This is a genomic window from Chondrinema litorale, assembly GCF_026250525.1.
In the GTDB taxonomy this organism is placed as follows: Bacteria; Bacteroidota; Bacteroidia; order Cytophagales; family Flammeovirgaceae; genus Chondrinema; species Chondrinema litorale.
On sequence record NZ_CP111043.1, the window covers coordinates 2923379 to 2943216 of the forward strand.

Annotated in this window: 16 protein-coding genes; 8 read left to right on the top strand and 8 right to left on the bottom strand. The window is 34.9% G+C overall.

Annotated features, from left to right (window positions below; all coding sequences use genetic code 11):
- The first annotated feature begins 285 nt into the window (after nt 1-285).
- Both gltB and OQ292_RS12090 read left to right on the top strand, forming a co-directional pair.
- Nucleotides 286-4713, top strand: a complete 4428-nt coding sequence (gene gltB / locus OQ292_RS12085; RefSeq protein WP_284682385.1) for a glutamate synthase large subunit — start codon at nt 286-288, stop codon at nt 4711-4713.
- Between the two features lie 24 nt (nt 4714-4737).
- A complete protein-coding gene (locus tag OQ292_RS12090) occupies nt 4738-6150 on the top strand; it encodes a glutamate synthase subunit beta (protein WP_284682386.1) in 1413 nt (470 codons plus the stop codon).
- A gap of 77 nt (nt 6151-6227) precedes the next feature.
- Here OQ292_RS12090 and sucD read toward each other — a convergent pair whose 3' ends face one another.
- Entirely contained in the window at nt 6228-7097 is an 870-nt protein-coding gene (sucD, locus tag OQ292_RS12095) for a succinate--CoA ligase subunit alpha (protein ID WP_284682387.1), read from the bottom strand.
- Between the two features lie 376 nt (nt 7098-7473).
- Between sucD and OQ292_RS12100 the strand changes: the two genes are divergently transcribed.
- Nucleotides 7474-7800: a hypothetical protein gene (locus OQ292_RS12100; protein ID WP_284682388.1), complete on the top strand. Its 327-nt coding sequence runs from the start codon at nt 7474-7476 to the stop codon at nt 7798-7800.
- A 55-nt stretch (nt 7801-7855) separates the two neighbouring features.
- Here the strand turns inward: OQ292_RS12100 and OQ292_RS12105 are convergent, their stop codons facing one another.
- The 6 genes from OQ292_RS12105 to OQ292_RS12130 form a co-directional block, all read right to left on the bottom strand.
- Nucleotides 7856-9286, bottom strand: coding sequence for a Gfo/Idh/MocA family protein (locus tag OQ292_RS12105; RefSeq protein WP_284682389.1), 1431 nt, complete (start codon nt 9284-9286; stop codon nt 7856-7858).
- An 89-nt stretch (nt 9287-9375) separates the two neighbouring features.
- On the bottom strand, nt 9376-10233 hold the full coding sequence (locus OQ292_RS12110; RefSeq protein WP_284682390.1) for a dienelactone hydrolase family protein: 858 nt from the start codon (nt 10231-10233) through the stop codon (nt 9376-9378).
- Nucleotides 10234-10315: 82 nt separating this feature from the next.
- Nucleotides 10316-11386 (bottom strand): zinc-binding metallopeptidase family protein, encoded by a 1071-nt coding sequence (locus OQ292_RS12115; protein ID WP_284682391.1) that lies wholly within the window; start codon nt 11384-11386, stop codon nt 10316-10318.
- A gap of 135 nt (nt 11387-11521) precedes the next feature.
- On the bottom strand, nt 11522-12304 hold the full coding sequence (locus tag OQ292_RS12120; protein WP_284682392.1) for a formylglycine-generating enzyme family protein: 783 nt from the start codon (nt 12302-12304) through the stop codon (nt 11522-11524).
- 6 nt (nt 12305-12310) lie between these two features.
- Nucleotides 12311-13369 (bottom strand): hypothetical protein, encoded by a 1059-nt coding sequence (locus tag OQ292_RS12125; RefSeq protein WP_284682393.1) that lies wholly within the window; start codon nt 13367-13369, stop codon nt 12311-12313.
- Between the two features lie 357 nt (nt 13370-13726).
- The gene (locus OQ292_RS12130) at nt 13727-14167 is read right to left on the bottom strand and encodes a Dps family protein (protein ID WP_284682394.1); all 441 of its coding nucleotides are present in this window, start codon (nt 14165-14167) and stop codon (nt 13727-13729) included.
- An 87-nt stretch (nt 14168-14254) separates the two neighbouring features.
- Between OQ292_RS12130 and OQ292_RS12135 the strand changes: the two genes are divergently transcribed.
- From OQ292_RS12135 to OQ292_RS12155, 5 genes are all read left to right on the top strand, one after another.
- Complete coding sequence (locus OQ292_RS12135; protein ID WP_284682395.1) at nt 14255-15208, top strand: hydrogen peroxide-inducible genes activator; 954 nt, start codon at nt 14255-14257, stop codon at nt 15206-15208.
- 133 nt (nt 15209-15341) lie between these two features.
- On the top strand, nt 15342-15929 hold the full coding sequence (locus OQ292_RS12140; RefSeq protein ID WP_284682396.1) for a MiaE family protein: 588 nt from the start codon (nt 15342-15344) through the stop codon (nt 15927-15929).
- A 334-nt stretch (nt 15930-16263) separates the two neighbouring features.
- Nucleotides 16264-16584 carry a hypothetical protein gene (locus OQ292_RS12145; protein WP_284682397.1) on the top strand — a complete coding sequence of 107 codons (321 nt, stop codon included), beginning with the start codon at nt 16264-16266 and terminating at the stop codon, nt 16582-16584.
- A 113-nt stretch (nt 16585-16697) separates the two neighbouring features.
- Nucleotides 16698-17627, top strand: a complete 930-nt coding sequence (locus OQ292_RS12150; RefSeq protein ID WP_284682398.1) for a CsgG/HfaB family protein — start codon at nt 16698-16700, stop codon at nt 17625-17627.
- 154 nt (nt 17628-17781) lie between these two features.
- Entirely contained in the window at nt 17782-18501 is a 720-nt protein-coding gene (locus OQ292_RS12155) for a hemerythrin domain-containing protein (protein ID WP_284682399.1), read from the top strand.
- Between the two features lie 8 nt (nt 18502-18509).
- On the opposite strand, the gene OQ292_RS12160 is transcribed toward OQ292_RS12155, so the two are convergent.
- Complete coding sequence (locus OQ292_RS12160) at nt 18510-19775, bottom strand: metallophosphoesterase (RefSeq protein ID WP_284682400.1); 1266 nt, start codon at nt 19773-19775, stop codon at nt 18510-18512.
- Nucleotides 19776-19838 lie beyond the last annotated feature (63 nt).

Genomic DNA, 19838 nt, shown 5'->3' on the forward strand with positions numbered 1-19838 from the left:
TTATTCCCAACTGAAAATTTTTTATATTCAGACAAAATTTAATTAACAATATATTCCTATAGCCGGATATTGGAAGATAGACGAGATAGGACGGTTTTTGACTTTGAACTTCATACAGAGGCCGTATAAAGTATATACGCTACACAGGTTTTTTTGTATTTCTCATATATTTAATATGAGAATTTCCACTATTTCTTATTAATTTTATAATTCGGTTAATTCTGAATTAGCAATTTTTAATGCGCATAGGCAAATAATTATTTCCCTTTTTTTTAAAAGTTTACGATGTTTGATAGACTAACTTCTTTTAAAGACAATTGCGGGTGTGGTCTGATGGCCCACTGCAATAATGTGCCTACCCGACAAATGACACTAGATGCTCTAGAGGCATTATCAAGAATGATTCATCGTGGAGCAATTGCTGCTGATGGTAAAAGTGGCGACGGTAGTGGTATGTTATTTTCAATGCCGCACCTATTTATGGAGAAAATAGCTGAAATTAACGGCTTTGACCTACCAGAAAAGTACGCGGTGGCTATGCTTTTTATTAAAACTGATGAGCATAGAGAGGCATTTAACGAAGTATGTAAGAAGAACGATTTAAAAGTTCTTTTCTACAGAAAAGTACCTGTTAATGTGAATGTGTTAGGTGAGTTGGCACTCAAGGTAATTCCACATATTACCCAAGCTTTTGTTGTACCTAATTCATTGATGTCAACAAAGCGTTTTGAACCCTTACTTTACCTTACAAGGAAAGAAGCGGAACATCAATTTAGAAATGATCAAACTTTCTATATTGCATCTTTTTCAGATAAAATGATTTCTTACAAGGGACTTATTATGCCAAACCTTGTAAAAGAATTTTATATAGATCTGCAAGACGACGATTTCGAAGTAAGTTTCGCGCTGTTTCACCAAAGATTCTCAACTAATACATTACCACGTTGGCCATTGGCTCAACCTTTTAGAAGTTTAGCTCACAATGGTGAGATTAACTCAATTAAAGGTAATAGGTTTAATGTGAAGGTAAACTCAGAGAACTTTAAGAGTGATGTGTTTACAGAAGAAGAAATGAAGCGCTTATTACCTATTTTGGAAAAAGGATCTAGTGATAGCGCAAGTGTAGACAATATGTTTGAGTTCCTTTTACAAAATGGTGTAGATTTCTTTAAAGCTGCTCGTAGTATGGTGCCTGCTCCTTGGCAAAATGCACCTTATATGGATCCAAAACTCAGAACCTTTTATGAGTACACATCAGGTAATTTTGAGGCTTGGGATGGCCCAGCAGCACTTAACCTAACAGACGGAAGATATGTAGGTTGTATTCTCGACAGAAACGGATTACGTCCTGCTAAATACATCATCACTACAGATAATAGAATTATTATAAGCAGTGAGTATGGTGTAATTGATATTGAAGATAAAGATATATCTGATCAAGGAACACTTAGAAGTGGCCAAATGATCGGTGTTGATTTAAAGTATGGGAAAATTCTAAAAAATCAGGAAATTAACGATTACCTGAAAAACGCAAACCCATATAGCAAATGGCTTAATGATTCATCTGCATATTTGATGGAGCATGCTGATAAAAACTTCTCAGATTTTAGCGATTGCTATCCTGAAGATTTAGTTGAAAAACAGCGCTACCATAATTATACAAATGAGGTAATGGAGAGTATTATCAGACCGATGATCGAGTCTGGTAAAGAAGAAACTGGCTCAATGGGAGACGATACTCCTTTAGCTTGTTTTAGTAGTGTACAGAGGAACTTTACCGACTTCTTCCGCCAAAAATTTGCTCAGGTAACAAACCCTCCAATTGATCCAATTCGTGAAAAACTTGTAATGTCTACAAGTATCAGCTTTGGTCCTAAAGTAAATATTTTACAAGATGGATCGGCAAATGCGCATAAGCTGAAAACGATGAATCCGATTCTCTCTAAAGAAAAGCTAGATGTATTAAAAGCTTTTGGAGATGTTGGAAATCCACTTTACGATGCGAACTATAAAAATGAAACTGTTTATACCTGTTTTAAAGACGATTTAAAAAGTTCATTACATAAAAAAGGCGAGGCCGTAGTTGAGGCAGTAAGAGACAGACAAGTAAATGTAATTTTACTAGACGATAGATGCCTATCTAAAGAAGAAGGGCTTATCCCAATGCCAATGATGGTTGGCTATATCAATACTTTATTATTGAAGAAAGGATTGAGGAGCAAAGTGTCTATTGTTGCTATTACTGGCGAGGTTTACGATTCGCACTCATGTGCAGTACTTCTTGGTTATGGTGTTACAGCATTATATCCATATTTAGCTTATGCATCTGCTATTCAGATTATTTCTAGAAAGCACAAAGATGAAGCTGTACATTACAAAAATGCATTGAAAAAAGTGCATGGTTCTATTAACAAAGGCATCTTGAAAATTATGTCTAAAATGGGAATCTGTACTGTAGAGAGTTACCTTAACTCTGCTTTATTCGATGTAATCGGTCTTAGCAAAGAGATTGTTAAAGAGTGTTTTGACAGCTCAGATGTTTTAATTCCAGGTTTAAGCTATTATGATATTGAGTATAGAGTTAAAAAATATCATGAGCAGGCATTCCCGAAAAGAAAAGTTAAAAAGCTTTTCCCTCTCGAAGTAGGAAGCTTTTACAAATACATGGACAAAGGTGAATATCACGATTTTTCACCAGATGTAGCTCATGCAGTTCAAAAATTTGCTAGAACAGGTAAAGAAGCAGATTACATTGAAATAAAAGAGCGCATTAATAATAGAGGGCTTAAAATGATCAGAGACTTTTTTGAATTTAAGTCGGATCTTGAGCCAGTAGATATTAATTCAGTAGAATCGGTAGAAGATATTACTTGGAGATTTACTTCTGCTGCGATGAGTTTAGGGTCAATTTCACCAGAAGCGCACGAGGCAATTGCCGAAGCGATGAACACCATTGGTGGACAGTCTAACTCAGGAGAAGGAGGAGAAGATAGAGCGAGATTTAATACTATTAAGAATAGTAAAATCAAGCAGGTTGCTTCTGGTAGATTCGGTGTAACTCCGGAATATCTTCGCAGTGCTGAAGAAATTCAGATTAAAGTAGCACAAGGTGCAAAACCGGGTGAAGGTGGCCAGTTGCCAGGTTCAAAAGTAACTCCGCTTATTGCATCATTAAGATGTACAATTCCGGGTGTAACACTTATTTCTCCACCACCACACCACGATATTTATTCAATTGAAGACCTTGCTCAGTTAATTTTTGACCTTAAGCAAATTAACCCTAAAGCAAGAGTTTGTGTGAAGTTGGTTTCAACAGCGGGTGTAGGTACAATTGCAGTGGGTGTTGCTAAAGCATATGCAGATAAGATTATTATATCAGGTGCAGATGGTGGTACAGGTGCTGCCCAGCTTGGTTCAATAAAATTTGCAGGTAACCCTTGGGAGCTTGGTTTAAGTGAAGCACACAATGCGCTTAAAGTGAACCAACTTAGAGGTATGGTTGAGTTACAAACAGATGGTGGTCTTAAAACAGGAAAAGATATTGTTAAAGCAGCAATTCTTGGAGCAGAGACTTATGCATTTGGTACTGTATTACTTTCAACAGTAGGCTGTAAAATTCTTAGAGTTTGTCACTTGAACAAATGTAGTGTTGGTATTGCTACACAAGATGAGATGCTAAGAGCTTATTATACAGGTACTGTAAAAGGCATCATCAATTATCTAAGATCTGTAGCACAAGAGGTTAGAGAAATACTTGCTGAACTTGGTTATACTAAGCTGAATGAAGTAATTGGTCAGACTCAGCTTTTAAATGTAATTAATGATGAGTCTGCTAAGAAGTTCGATTTTACAGAAGTTCTTTATCAAGCACCGGGCGATAATTACCAAAAAGTAAAATACAACCCTCCATTTGATAAGAATGAGTACGAGCAGCAGATTTTAAAGAAGATTCTTCCTACTATTAAAAATCCTCAATTCCCTGTAGTTGTAAACTATAATATTAGTAATACAAACAGAAGTTTTGGTGCTTTAACAAGTGGTGTAATTGCAGATTACTATGGCGATAAAGGGCTTTCTAAAGAAACGATTACCATCAACTTAAAAGGTAATGCAGGTCAGTCTTTAGGTGCATTCTTAAGCCAAGGTATGTTGTTAAAACTAACAGGTTCTGCTAACGACTATGTTGGTAAGGGCATGAGAGGTGGCCATATCATTATTGTACCAGAAAACATCAACAACAATTACAACTTAGCTGGTAATACCTGTTTATATGGTGCTACTGGTGGTAAATTGTTTGTTGCAGGTCAGGTAGGTGAGCGTTTTGGAGTGAGAAATTCAGGAGCATTAGCTGTTGTAGAAGGTACTGGTGATCACCCATGTGAATACATGACTGGTGGTACTGTAGTAGTACTTGGAGAAACAGGTCACAACTTTGGTGCAGGTATGACAGGTGGTGTTGCTTTCGTCTACGATAAAAATAATACCTTTATAGATAAGATGAATCAGGAGCTGATCAAAGCTGAAAGGATTGATACAGATGAGGGAGATGAAGGTAGACATTATCTTAGAAAAATTCTTAGAAGCTATCATTTTAGAACTCATAGCCCATTGGCTAAGAAAATACTTGAGCACTTCCGAGATGAGTTGAGGTATTTCTACATGGTGACTTCAAAAGACATGAAAGCTCCACTAAACCCAATTGAGGGTAATTAATAATTAGCTAATCTGACTAATGTTATGTACGAATTTACTAAAATAGAAAGAATAGATCCAGGTGTAAAGCCAACTAATGAGCGTATAAAAAACTTCGAAGAAATTAGTAAGGTTTACACCGAAGAGGAAGCCGGTGCACAGGCAAGCAGATGTGTGCAATGCGGAAACCCATATTGTAGTTCAAGTGGCTGTCCATTAAGCAACAATATACCTCAATGGTTAAAATTTATTGCAGATAAAGACTTAGAACTTGCTTTTAATATTTCTAATGAAACGTCTCCGTTTCCAGAAATTTTAGGTCGTATTTGCCCTCACGATAGATTATGTGAGGGTTCTTGTACACTTAACGAAAGCAACGAAGGTCAGATCGAAAGCCATGGAGCTATTACCATTGGTTCTATAGAAGTATCTGTTTCTGAAAAAGGTTTCGACAAAGGCTTTAAGCCAGAGTTTCAACCAATAGATAATAACAAAACTGTAGCAATTATCGGTTCAGGGCCAGCAGGTATTTCATGCGCTACATTTTTATTGAGAGCAGGTGTAAAGCCTGTTATTTATGAAAGTGCAGATCAGCCAGGAGGTTTGCTTATTTATGGTATTCCGGGTTTTAAACTTGAGAAAAAGGCAGTTCAAAGAAGAATTGAATTTTTAATTGAAGCAGGTTTAGAGTTACACCTCAATACCGAAGTAGGAAAAGATATTACTTTCGAAGAGATTTATGAGAAGCATGATGCTGTATTTTTAGGAGTTGGTGCTACTGAAGGTAGAGTATTAAACTATGAAGCTTATAATGATGATAATATCTACATGGCTGTGCCATTCCTAACCAACATCCAGAAAAAACTGCTAGAATTACCATTCGACAATAAGTTTGATGTACAAGGTAAAAATATAGTAGTTATTGGTGGTGGAGATACTGCTATGGACTGTGTAAGAACTTCTATTAGAGAAGGTGCTGCAAGCGTAAAATGTGTTTACAGAAGAGATGAAGTAAGCATGCCTGGTAGTAGAAAAGAAGTAAAATCGGCTAAAGAAGAAGGGGTTGAATTTATCTTCAACAGTAGTCCTAAGAACTTTGTAGCAGATGCAAACGACAATATTAAAGGAGTTAAGTTTGTAAAAACAGAATTGATATTGTCTGATGAAAGCGGGCGAGGTAAAATCGTTGAAATTGAAGGTTCTGAGGAAATTATCGAAGCTGATATTGTTATTCTTGCACTAGGTTTTAGTAATAAGAAGATAGAGTTTCTTGAGAAAAATGATATCCAGACAAACGACTGGGGAGCTATTATTGTAAACGAGAAACAAGAAACTTCTAAAAAGAGAGTGTATGCAGGTGGAGATACTGTTCGTGGAGCTGATTTAGTAGTAACAGCTGCATTAGATGGTAGAGAAGCTGCAAACCACATACTTGAAGCAATTTTTGAGGAAGATTAATTTCTGCCTCTTAGGATATTATAAATAAAAAAGGGATGATTTAATCATCCCTTTTTTTATGCAATAACTGTAAGGATTTATTTTATAGCTTTAGCCATTGTTTCTCCAATGTTTGCAGGAGACTCAACTACTAAAATGCCACATTCTTCCATAATTTTCATTTTAGCAGCAGCAGTATCATCAGCTCCACCGATAATAGCACCAGCGTGTCCCATTCTTCTTCCCGGAGGTGCTGTTTGTCCAGCAATGAACCCTACAACTGGCTTAGTTCCGTTTTCTTTGATCCAGTAAGCAGCTTCAGCTTCCATCTGACCTCCAATCTCACCAATCATAATGATTCCCTCAGTATCTGGGTCTTCCATTAAAAGCTTTACAGCGTCTTTTGTAGTAGTTCCTATAATTGGGTCACCACCAATACCAATACAAGTAGATTGGCCAAGACCTGCTTTTGTAATTTGGTCAACTGCTTCATAAGTAAGTGTTCCTGATCTTGAAACAATACCTATTTTACCAGGGTTGTGGATAAAGCCTGGCATAATTCCCACTTTAGCCTCACCTGGAGTAATTACACCTGGACAGTTAGGGCCAATCATGGTTACATTTTTATCTTTTAGATATTCCTTAGCATAGATCATATCTTTTGTTGGAATACCTTCTGTTATAGTAATAATTACTTTAATACCCGCATCAGCAGCTTCCATTATAGCATCAGCAGCAAAAGCTGGGGGTACAAAAATGATTGATACATCTGCTCCAGTTTCCTTCACAGCATCTTCTACTGTATTAAAAACAGGTTTGTCAAGGTGAGTTTGTCCACCTTTACCTGGAGTTACGCCACCAACAACATTGGTACCGTATTCGATCATTTGTCCTGCATGAAATGTGCCTTCTGAGCCGGTAAATCCTTGTACAATTACTTTAGATTCTTTATTTACTAATACACTCATGTTATCCTTTGGTTTTTAGCAAAAATAGGGTTTTATCATGTAAATCGGTGTCAATTTACCAATTAATACCTTCAATGTCTCAGTTTATAAGAATAAATTTATTCACTAAATTTTTTTATAAAATATAGTTACCAATTTCATAGGATAAAGTTTAAACAGAATAGTGTTTTTACTGTAGTGAGGGACTTCGATTTTTAGTCTGTATATAAAATTTTATGAAAATTTAACACAAATTTTCACTTACTACTGCAACATTTTTTGATAAAAAGAGTGATATATATAGAAGTTGTACAATTCTTAGAATAAATGAAACTTATTTTATTACTAAGTACTTAAATATGTACACAAGGCATTTTAAATAACTATCATATTTTTTATGAAACCGGCAGTAAACAATAAACAAGTAAAAGAATGGCTGAATAAATTTTCTTTTTTAGAAGAAGAATTAAAGTACTTTTCTATGAAAATAGAAAGGATCGGATACGAAACTGTACATATGGATGAAAGTGCTACTGTAGACTTTCTTTCAGGAAGAATCAATGAATTAATTTCAGAGATTAAAGCACAAAAATTACTGGTGGTAACTAACAGTTCACAGTTGATAGATAATACTGAAATGAGGCTGTATATCAGTCGATTCGAAGATCTTAGACAAGATTTTAAAAGTCTTTTAGAGAAGCATGCTGTTTATGAAGCAGCTTAAGTAATACAATATTTAAAAAAGGGCAGTATTTGAAAAAATACTGCCCTTTTTATTTTTAAACTCCAAGAGTCCAGCCATCTCTATATTGCCTTTTTACAAAATCGTTTGCTGGTTTAAAGTTGGTAATCTTCATATTCTTGCCATCCCATAGCAGTTTTTTTCTTCCATTTTCAAGGTAGTAACTCTTTATTGCCAAGTTACCCATTAAAACTGTTTCAGTTAGTGGGCCTGCATAATCGAAGTTAGAGCTAGCAGGTTTACCACCTTTACAGGCAGCTACCCAACTTCTTTGGTGTCCATCTTCAACTCTATCTAAAGTTTGCTTAGGCTCTTTAAAATCCTTCATTTTAGAAGAAGGTAATAAGGTTGGGTTTGCCGCATAACAACCACACATTATTTTACCTTTATCACCAATAAAAATAACACCACCATTAGGATCGCCCATTTGCTCATTGTCTTCCAGTTCTTCTGGGCGTTGAGGCCTTAAGCCGCCATCGTACCAGTTTAATTTAACTGGAGGCATTCCTTCTCTTTCTGGAAATTGAAAATGAATAACTGAGGATGAAGGGAAGCTTTCAGACAAATCTCCTTCAACAAAATCGTCTATATAAAGTGTGCTGGCACTGGCTTCTACACTAGTTGGGTAACCTAGTTTTAAAGATTTGAATACAGGGTCAATTATATGGCAAGCCATGTCACCTAGAGCACCAGTTCCGAAATCTCTCCAACCTCTCCATTTAAATGGCAAGTAATCTGGATGATAATCTCTGTAAGGTGCAGGTCCGAGCCATAAATCCCAAGCAAGTGTATCTGGAATTGGAGGTTTTTCGGTAGGTTTTTGCTTGCCTTGTGGCCAGATTGGTCTGTTTGTCCAAGTCTGTACTTCTGTTACATTACCAATTTCTCCTGCCCAAATCCACTCACAAATTCTTCTAATATCATTACTGGAATTTCCTTGATTTCCCATTTGGGTGGCAACATTGTATTTATTTGCTGCTTCGGTGAGCATTCGGGCTTCGTAAACATTGTGAGTAAGGGGTTTCTCTACGTAAACATGTTTGCCCATTTGCATGGCTGCCATTGCAATTACAGCATGCGTATGATCTGGTGTGCCTATAGTTACAGCATCTATGTCTCCCTTCATTTCGTCGAGCATTACCCTAAAATCTTTAAATTTTTTTGCTTTCGGGTAATTTTCGTAGGCTTTTGCAGCTCTTACATCATCTACATCGCAAAGTGCAACTACATTTTCTACAGTAGTTTTCTTTTTTTCATTAAGTAAACTGGCATCTTTTAATATTGGGTAACCTCTGCCGCCAACACCAACACCGGCTATGTTTAGTTTGTCGCTTGGAGCTATGTAACCTTTGCCACCCAGTACGTATCTGGGAACGATCATAAAACCGGCAGCAGATAAAGCACTTCCTGCTATAAAATTCCTACGACTGGTTGTAGAAGCTTTTTGTAGTTTCTTTTTCTCTTTCATATTTTACTTTTTTTTGAAAGATACAAAAACCTCTTTTCTCTCGTGTCCGGAATATACCAGAAAGTGCTTTTTGACTTATAAATCTTTATTTAAGAAATCTGAAATTTATCTTTTAAATACTTATAGCTCATTTTTTCAGCTTCTTCGGCTGCCGACTCATTGTATTTAGGGTTGCTTGGGTTGGCAAAGCCGTGTACACCGTTAAAAGTTTTGGTAGTTACTTCTTTGCCTGCCTTTTTCATGTTTTTTTCAAAATCACTCACAACCTCTGCATTTATCCATTCATCTTCACTAGCAAAGATGCCTAATACATCTGAGTTTAACTTTTTGAGTTTAGCAACACTTTTTTCTGGCATGCCATAATACACAACACAACCAACTGTTTGTTTACCTGCTAAAAGACCACTTTGTAAAGACCAACCACCACCAAAGCACCAGCCAATGGTTGCGATTTCTGCTTCAGGACCAGCGAATTTTAATGCGCCTTCAATAATTGCCTTTGCTCTTTCTTCTTTGGTATTTTGCATATAGTTACCAGCATCTTCTCTGGTAGTAGCCACTTTGCCATCGTAAAGGTCAAGTGCGATTACATGTACACCCGGAAGCATTTCTGCCCATTTGTCGCTTTCTTGTTTTATATAATCGTTTAATCCCCACCATTCGTGAAATACGAATAAATATTTTTTAGCCGCAGACTTTTCGGCTTTTACGAAATAGGCAGCAGCATTTTTGCCATCAGAAGCCCTAAAGCTAATCATCTTTCCTTCTTCCTTGTAATCTACTTTTTCGGGTAGTGGATGAATGTCTCTAAAAGATTTAAAATCTGCCAAAGAGGCAAACAACGATATAGGCGATGGTGATTCGCAATGTGTAATGTTTTTCCAAGGTAAAAAACTGTCGCTGCTCATAAGAAGCAGAGCCAAAAGCGGTAATAGTATTCTCTTCATAATTATAAGATTCAGTTTATTTGTAAATAATAAAACCCATGTGTAAGAACATGGGTTTATTTCACTTTAAAAAAAAGTGGATTTATTTTATGTATCTGAAATCGTGACCACTTTTCAATTGTACAAGAAACTCATAAATCAAATTGCTTACGTTTTCAACATCATCTTTATGAGCTGTTTCTACTGTGGTGTGCATATATTTTAGTGGTGTAGAAATTAATGCAGAAGCTACTCCAATGTCAGAGTAAGCAAAAGCATCTGTATCTGTACCTGTCATTCTAGAAGCTGCTGATCTTTGGAAAGGAATATTCTTACTCTCAGCTACTTCTATAATCATATTAAGCAGATTATTTTGTACAGCAGGGCCATAAGTAAGTACAGGGCCATTTCCTGCTTTTTGCTCTCCCTGCGTTTTTTTGTCATACATTGGAGAGTAAGTATCGTGGCATACATCGGTAATAATTGCTACATCTGGCTTAATTCTTCTAGCAATCATTTCGGCACCTCTTAATCCAATTTCTTCTTGTACAGCATTTACCACATACAAACCAAAAGGAAGTTCAATGTTATTTTCTGAAATTCTTTTTAATGCCTGAGCGATTATAAAACCACCAATTCTATTGTCGAGTGCTCTGCCAACATAATACTTGTCATTCAGCTCCATTAGCTCATCGTCAAAAGTAACCACGCTACCTACATGTATTCCTTTTGCTTCTACCTCTTCTTTGCTAGCGCAACCACAGTCTATAAATAAATTTTTGAGTGAAGGAGTTTCTTCTTTGACTCTGTCTCTAACGTGAATAGCAGGCCAACCGAAAATACCTTTAACAATTCCATCTTTTGTATGGATATTCACTCTTTTAGAAGGTGCGATCTGATGATCTGAACCACCGTTTCTAATTACATATATGTAACCATCAGAAGAAATGTAATTTACAAACCATGAAATCTCATCTGCATGGGCTTCAATTACAACTTTATATGGAGCATCAGGATTTACCACACCTACCATAGTACCATAAGTATCGCTGATGTAATCGTGTATATAAGGTTTAATATAATCCAACCAGATTTGCTGTCCAGAAGACTCAAAACCTGTTGGCGATGCATTGTTTAAATACTTGTAAAGGAACTCTTCGCTATTCTTATCCATATTAGATGATAATTTTATAAATATGTGTAATGACCAAATTTATACTTTTTAATCAATAAAAAAACCTGACTATTTAATAAAGCCAGGTATATATTAATTCTTTTTGAGTTAGAATTAGTTTCGATAAAGTAAATATTATTTATCTCTCACAAGCCGAAAGCCAACATCAGCAAATTTTCCATCTATAGATTCATAATTTCTATAAGAGGTTCTGGTGTTATTAGGTATACTGTACCAACTACCACCACGAATTACTTTATAAGTACCAGAAGTTGGGCCGGTAGGATCGTTAGCGGGGCTTATGCTGTAATATGAACTGCTATACCAATCTTGGCACCATTCCCATACATTGCCACTCATATCGAATAAACCAAGGCCATTTGCAGTTTTGGAGCCAACAGGTTGAGTTTCGTTATCGTCATCATTGGCGAGGCAAACATCGTCGCAATAGTTGGCATAACGATAAAGCTGGCTATCGGTAGAAGTACCTGCATACTTTTCGGTTTTACCTTTATTTCTGGCGGCATATTCCCATTCGGCTTCTGTTGGCAGTCGATATTTGAGTCCAGTTTGGTTATTTAGAAGTTTGATAAATTCTTGCACATCTTCCCACGAAACTTTTTCAACTGGACATTGTGCACAAGCTTCGAAAAAGCTGGGGTTTTCGCCCATTATAGCTTGCCATTCAGACTGAGTAATTTCTTTTTTTCCGATATAAAAATCACTAATAGTAATACTATGGATGTCTTTTTCATCATCTTTTGCTTCATCATATTCGCTTCCCATATCGAAAGTTCCGCCACTCACAAATACCATTTCTACATAATCATTTACTGCTGGTTCATCATCACTAAAATCACGGGAACAAGCAAATACCATTACGATAAATAAAATTGCTGTTAAAAGTTTATGCTTCATTATAATTTAAAATTTTTTAGCTATAGAAATTCCGTAGGTATTAAGTGTAGGTTGATAGATATTGAGTGTGAGCTTTTTTTGAGAGGCTTTATACTTCTTTTTGTATAAAAAGTAGTAAACCAGTGCACTAGCACAAACTACTGTACTGGCAGCCGTGAATCTATCTTGTTTAATGGTGAGTGATTTATAGTTTTCTTTATCTGCTTCGTTTCCTTCTGCTTTGGCTATTTCCCAATTTTTATAATTACTATCTGCTTTTATCTTAAAATAAACAGCAGAAGCTAAAGACAGCGAAGCCACTCCCATAGAAGCTGTAAGCGGTGTTTTAGATAAACCAGTATTTACTTTTGGTTTAGGTATTTCAGACTTTGTTGGCTTTGTAATAGTGTTTACATTATTTTCAATACTACTTTCTGAGCTTATAGCAAGGCTATTTTTTTTTAATTCTTCTTCCTTTTGTTTTTCAATTCGCCGTTGAGCCACATGTGGATGTATTTTGGGATTATAAAAAACAATACTGGCAATAGACATTTCCCAAACATCTTCTCTTAGATTTTTAGTAGCTACAATGGTGGCAATTCGCTCTGTATCTTGGTATGGATTATTTATTGTATTGTGATTTCCGCCAAACTTGCTTTTAAAGTAAACCTCTACATAAATGTAAGCTTTTTGTTTTACCTCAGAAGAAAGCATTTCTGAAAACTCAATTGTAGGGAAATTGCTCTTAGAATAGAATAAATCTAGATCGTTTAGATACTTACTTACCTTTACATCTTTTACTCTCGAAGCATTAAAATAACTGGGGTCAATATCATCTTCTACAATAACTTCTTCGTTGAGGAAAATCCTGTTTCCTGTTTGTGTATAGCTGTTTAAAATGATTTCTTCAACCTCGAGCCGGTTAAGAGAAGAAGATATAATTGTGTTTAAAAGAAGCTGATATTCTTTAATAAACATTTCGGCTTCATACTGAATAATCTTCTTTTCTTTATCGTCTAATTGCTGACTGTAAAGAGGAAAATAAAAAATGAATAAAAAGTAAAAGACAGGATATATCTTTTTCATATGTTAAAAGGTGGTTTAACAAATAAATTAAATAAAAGTAGTACGTCCTGAGTATGTTTTGCTTAGGTAAAAAATATGCATTCAGCTTTTCTGTAAAAGCTGGGTAGAGATCGGGTGTAATGCTGAATGGTTTTCAAATCTAACTAAAAAGGCCAGAAACTACAAGAGTACGATGTTATAGGAAAAGGAATTGATGCAGGTAAATAAAGCTCTTGAAAATGCTTATTTCTATTAGTTGAATTTGTAGTTGATTTAAATTGTTATATTGTAATTCAGATATGAATCTGTATCTAAATGCATAAAAAAACCTGATTTTCTTAGAAAATCAGGTTAATGAGAGAAGTAAAGTTTATATTTTTAACCTAGAAATGCTTTAAGCATCCAGATTCTTTTTTCTGTAGTAGATATAAGATCACTTACTAAAGAAACTGTACCTTCATCATTTAATTCAGAAGCAGTGTTTAATATAGATTTTAACTGGCGAAGTAAAATCTGACTGTTTTCTAAAACATAAGCTACAGTGTCTTTACTATTAGTAACATTTTTTGCACTCTTAATGCTGGCAGTTTCCAGATAATCTTCAAATGTGTGTAGCGGTTTACCGCCAATTGCTAGAATTCTTTCAGCTATTTCGTCAACAGTTTCGGCTGACTCCAGATATAATTCTTCGAATTTTTCGTGGAGACCGAAGAAGTTGAAACCTGTAACATTCCAGTGAAAACCTCTAAGGTTTTGATAATAAATTTGATAATTTGATAATAAAGAATTTAATGCGTTTAATAAGGTTGAATTTTCCATTACTTTCGTGTTTATTATTTGTACAAATTTAGTATAATTATTATTAATAGATTTTCTATGTCTATTAAATAAATTTATATATGACTCATGACAATAACTCAATTAAGATTCTTACTAGCACTTGAAAGATATGGTAGCTATGTTGAAGCTGCCAAATCCTTGTCAGTTACACAGCCTGCTCTTACAATTCAGATAAAAAATCTGGAAGAAGAGTTAGGAGTTACTTTATTTGATAGAAATAAGAAGCCAATAGATACTACAGCTGCGGGTAAAATTCTGGCAGATCAAGCCAGGATAATTATGCTTGAGATAGATAAAGCTGTTAATATGTTGGATGAGTTCCAACATGCGTATAAAGGTATACTATACTTAGGAATTATACCTACCATAGCTCCATATTTATTACCACTTTTTCTGCAAGAGTTTCAGCAGAAATATCCAGATGTAAAGTTGCAGATCAAAGAGATGATTACTGAGGATATTATTGTTTCATTAAAAAATAGTGAGTTAGATGCAGGTATTGTTGCTACGCCAATTACAGCAAAAGCAATGAGTACAATTCCGCTTTTTTATGAAAAGTATTTCCTTTATGTATCAGAAACACATCATTTATATAAAAGAGATTCTGTAAGCATAAGTGAATTAGAAGAAGGAGATTTATGGGTATTAAACCAAGGAAACTGCTTTAGGAATCAGGTATTAAGAATCTGTTCGAAGGCTAAAAAATCGGTACCGTATACTGGTTTCAATTTCGAAAGTCATTCTATCGAGTCGTTAAAGAGAATTGTAGAGTTTACAAATGGTACTACAGTAATACCAGAGTTAGCTACTTTAAATGTACCTGTTGAAAAAGAGGATATGATAAAACCCCTAACAGACATTGAGGCTGTACGCGAAGTAAGCATAATTACAAATAGAACTGTAGTAAAAGAAAACCTGATAAATAAACTTAACGAGGTAATTAAAGACAGTTTACCCTCGGCCATGCTGAAGAAGCCCACAGAAAAAATACTTGAAACCGATGTGAATTTGGCAATTTAAACTAGATGATAGCTCATAAAAAAAGTTAAAATGAATGCCTTTTAGCAATAATAGTGGCGACCTTGGCGAGGAATGTTAAATTTGTCTGTAGAAAGTTTATATATTTTTTCTTCTTAACTATTCCACAAACAACATGAAATATTCTATAGATCTGGCTTGTAGCTCCAGTGATGCATGGCTGGAAGCAGTAATGAACGACTTTCCTTCATTTTTACAAGATCATGCAGATTGCGAAAGAAAAGCATCTGCTATGGCTATGAGCTTTGTCGCTAAATACCCAACAAGGGTAGAAATTATACCCGAACTCATAGAAACCGGAATAGAAGAACTAGAGCACTTCCAACAGGTATATTATCTTATGGAGAAGAAGGGTATTTTGCTTGCAAAAGAAATGCAAAAAGACTTATATATTCAACAACTAATGTCTTTAACACAGGGTGGTACACGAGAAACCAGATTTAGAGATAGGTTGTTAATTGCTTCTGTAATTGAGTGTAGAGGTTGCGAGAGGTTTAAGCTAGTAAGCGAAAATATTGGTGACGAAGAACTAAGCCACTTTTATAAAGCATTGTGGGCATCAGAAGCAAAACATGGGAATATATTTGTGAAAATGGCACTAAAATATTTTGAAGAAAAGCCGGTTTACGATCGGCTTGAAAGCTTGATGGTTGAGGAAGCAAAAATTCTGAATACTTTGGATATAAGATCGGCACTTCATTAATCCAATGAAATTTTATTTTGGTTTCTAATATTGAACTGAACAGTTTTTTTAAGCTGTTCAGTTTTTTATACCTACTGTTCGATATTGAACAAATCCCCTCTCTTTTAAAATTCTATTTTTTGTTTGTAAGTGTTTGATAATCAGCAATGTGATAATGAGTGGCATCTCTTTAGGTAAGTAATAAAAAAATAATGATAGTATGGAAGATAATACTCTAAGAAAAATGGCTGATTTATGGGAAGAAGCATTGCCCTATTTACTTATAATAGCTATTAGCATAATAGTGTGGATAATTTTTGTCCCTTAATTAATTCGATTAAAAGACTTATTGAAAATGGGATTGCAGTTAACAGTAATTAAAACTAAAAGTGAACATTGGGAAAGGTGTTTTGGCTTTCCTCAAGATTTTATCAAACTTGAGTTTTCGTCTGAACATGAGTTAAAAAGAGAAGGAAACCTTACAGTGATCCAAATTGCAAAGAAAACCGAATTATACCAAGCTTTTAATACCAATATGAATAATATATTTCATTTAGGTATGGAGCGAGCTATGGAGTTGGCTTTCAGAGAGATAGATGATGACAAGCTTGATAAAAAGTTAGCTGAAAGACTAAAAAAACGCCTTAGTAAACGTATTGAGCAAGAGAATTTTTAAGCTTAATAATGTCTATTTTTCGTTAACAATGGTTTACTTTCCCCGTACGTTTGATATAAAGTTTCGTATATTTATTATAAAATCTGACATTGTATCAAACACAATTTATTATCATGAATTTGAATAGAAGACTGTACTACTTTTTAATCGTATTTTTCATTGGAATTTTTGCTGGCTCATACAAAGCTTCAGCTCAAGAAATGAAGCTAAAGAAGAGAGTGGCTGTTTTTGTTTTTGAAGATAAAACAGATAAAAGCTGGAGATGGTGGAATAACAAAGGAGTAGGAGAAGGCATGGCTGATATGCTAACTACAGAACTTGTAAAATCTGGTGAGTATACAGTAATTGAGAGATCAGAACTAGACAGAATTTTAGCTGAACAAAAACTAGGAGCTTCAGGTGTGGTTACAGCTCAAAGTGCAGCTGAGATAGGTAAAGTACTTGGAGTAGAACTCGCTGTGATTGGTTCAGTTACAGAGTTTGGTTACAAAGATAATTCTACAGATGGTCGAGTAAAGGGAATAGGAATAGGAGTAAGAACTCAATCTGCTACTGTAGGTATTGACTGCCGCCTTGTAAACACTACAACTGCAGAAATTATAACAGCAGAAAATGTAAGAAAAGAAGAGAGCTCTAAAGGTTTGAAGCTAAATACTCGCAATGTAAGCTTTAACGATAAGAAATCATTCGATGAGTCTATTGTTGGTAAAGCAGCTAGAGATGCAGTTGAAGACATGGTGGATGTAATTAACAACAGTATGCCTAGTATTACTTGGCAAGCAAAAGTTGTAACTGAAAAGAATGGAGCTGTATTTATAAATGTAGGTTCTCAACATGGAGTTTCTGCGGGAGATGTATTTGTAATCTACCAAAAAGGTGATGAACTTATAGACCCTGATACTGGACTTTCACTAGGTAGTATGGATAAGAAAATTGGTGAAATTAAAGTAGCAAACCCGAATATTGGAGAAGGAAAGGCATCTCAGTGTAGTGTGATTAGTGGTAGCGGTTTCAACTCTGGCGATTTTGTAAGAGTTCAGTAAAATTACAAAATTATAGTTTAGAATAATTTTAAATATTCGGAGATTGCAATAGTTTTTACTGTATTCTCCGAATATTGATTTTTATCATATTTTCCTTTTTTAGTAATGCCTAATTTTGTGATACTATTTGTATTAACTTCAAAGTATTACATCCATGTTAGGCAAAACACAAACTTTAGGTGATCTAATATCCACAGATTACCTTTTTAAGCTTATTATAAAGCGTTTTGAAGTAGATCAGGATGATTTACAAAAAAGTATTTCTACTATTAGAAAAGAGAATAATGTAGACCTTAATTTTCTTACAGAAATACTTATTGCTTTTGAAGACATCAACTCATTTTCTTCTCAAAAACTTGCTGAGTTCCCTATTAAGTTAGTTGTTAACTATTTAAGGAAAACTCATCACTATTATATTTCTAAAAAGCTACCTGAGTTAGAACAAACAATTTACCACCTCAAACAAAAAAATAATAACCCAACAGTTCAGGTATTGCTGCATTTCTTTAATGATTATAAAAGATCATTATTAGAGCACATAGAAGTGGAAGAAAATGAATTATTCCCTTATGTTTTGTTTTTAGATTATGCTTCTTCTGAAAAGACAGATAAAGTAGAAGCATACTATAAAGAATTTGGAAATATCTCTATCGAAACATTTATGATGGAACATGACCACGAGCATGAAACCAGATTAAAAGAAATAATTAATTACTTAGCAGCGAGAGAAAAAAATCTCAATGACCAACTATCATTTAAAGTTCTATTAACTCAATTTCAAGCACTTAACAAAGACTTGAGAGTACATGAAAAATTAGAGGAAGATGTATTGCTTCCGAAAGCCCAGCTATTGGAAAAACTACTACAAGCCTGATTTTAAAATCAGGCTTTTTTTAGCTCTAAAATCGTGATTTCTGGTGGCATGCCTATTCTTCCGGGAAACCCAAGATAACCAAAACCACGATTTACATACAAATATTGCTTTTCTTGTTGGTATAATCCAGCCCATTGTTCGTACATATACTGCACCGGACTCCATTTAATATTTCCTATTTCAACACCAAACTGCATTCCGTGTGTGTGTCCTGCAAACATAATGTCAATATCAGGATATTCGGTGCGAACCTGAGCATCCCAATGGCTTGGGTCGTGAGATAGTAATAATTTTACAGGAATATCTTCTGTACCTTTATATGCTTGATCTAACTTGCCATACTTTGGAAATCTGGCTTTAGCTCCCCAGTTTTCTATGCCTAACAATGCAATTTGTTCATTTTCGGTAGTAAGTAGGGTATTTTCGTTCATCATTAAATTCCAGCCCATTGTTTTGTGTGCTAGCTTTAAATTTTCGAGGTTTTGAGCTTTAGCCTGAGCACTTTCCCAATTTACATAATCGCCATAGTCGTGGTTACCCAAAACAGAATAAACTCCCATTGGAGCTTTTACTTTTCCAAAAATATCTATGTAGTCTTTTACTTCTGAAGCTTTATTATTTACAAGGTCTCCTGTAAAAAGGATTACATCAGGTTTTTCGTTTAAAAACATTTCGACTCCACCTTTTACAGCAGTTTTATTAAAAAAGCTTCCGGAGTGAATGTCAGATAATTGACCGATTTTAATTCCGTCAAAAGCTTTTGGTAAGTTAGGTAGATAAACAGTTTTTCTCCTAATTCTGTAATCATGCGCACCAGAGATAATACCGTAAGACATTCCCGCAAATGGAATTGTTGATGCAATTAAGCCTGTTTTTACCAGAAAGTCTGATCGAGTTATACCATTTTTTACAGGTTCTGTAGTTTCGGCAATAGTTTGTTTTGATGGTACTATTTGATCGTAAACCCATTGGCCTAGTCTGATGATATCATCTATAAAAAGAAATATAACAGCAAAGAACTTAGAGAAGTAATTCATAAAAATACCCACCATAATAAAGGTTCGGGCTTTACTTCCCACTAAGTCTGGATTTACAAAATGATAAGTGAAAAAAGCTATAAAGCTAATTACTGTAAGCCCCCAATAAGCAGTATAGATTATTTTTTTTGTGTTTTCACTTAGGCCATTACTAATTAGTTTAACTCCTTCAAAAACATAGTAATCAATTAATAATAATAAGAGGGAAAGAAATGATAAGAAGACAAATCGCGACATAGTATTTTTAAATGTGTTTGAATGTAATCCATTCAGGATTTTTCAAATCAATGAGACAACAGC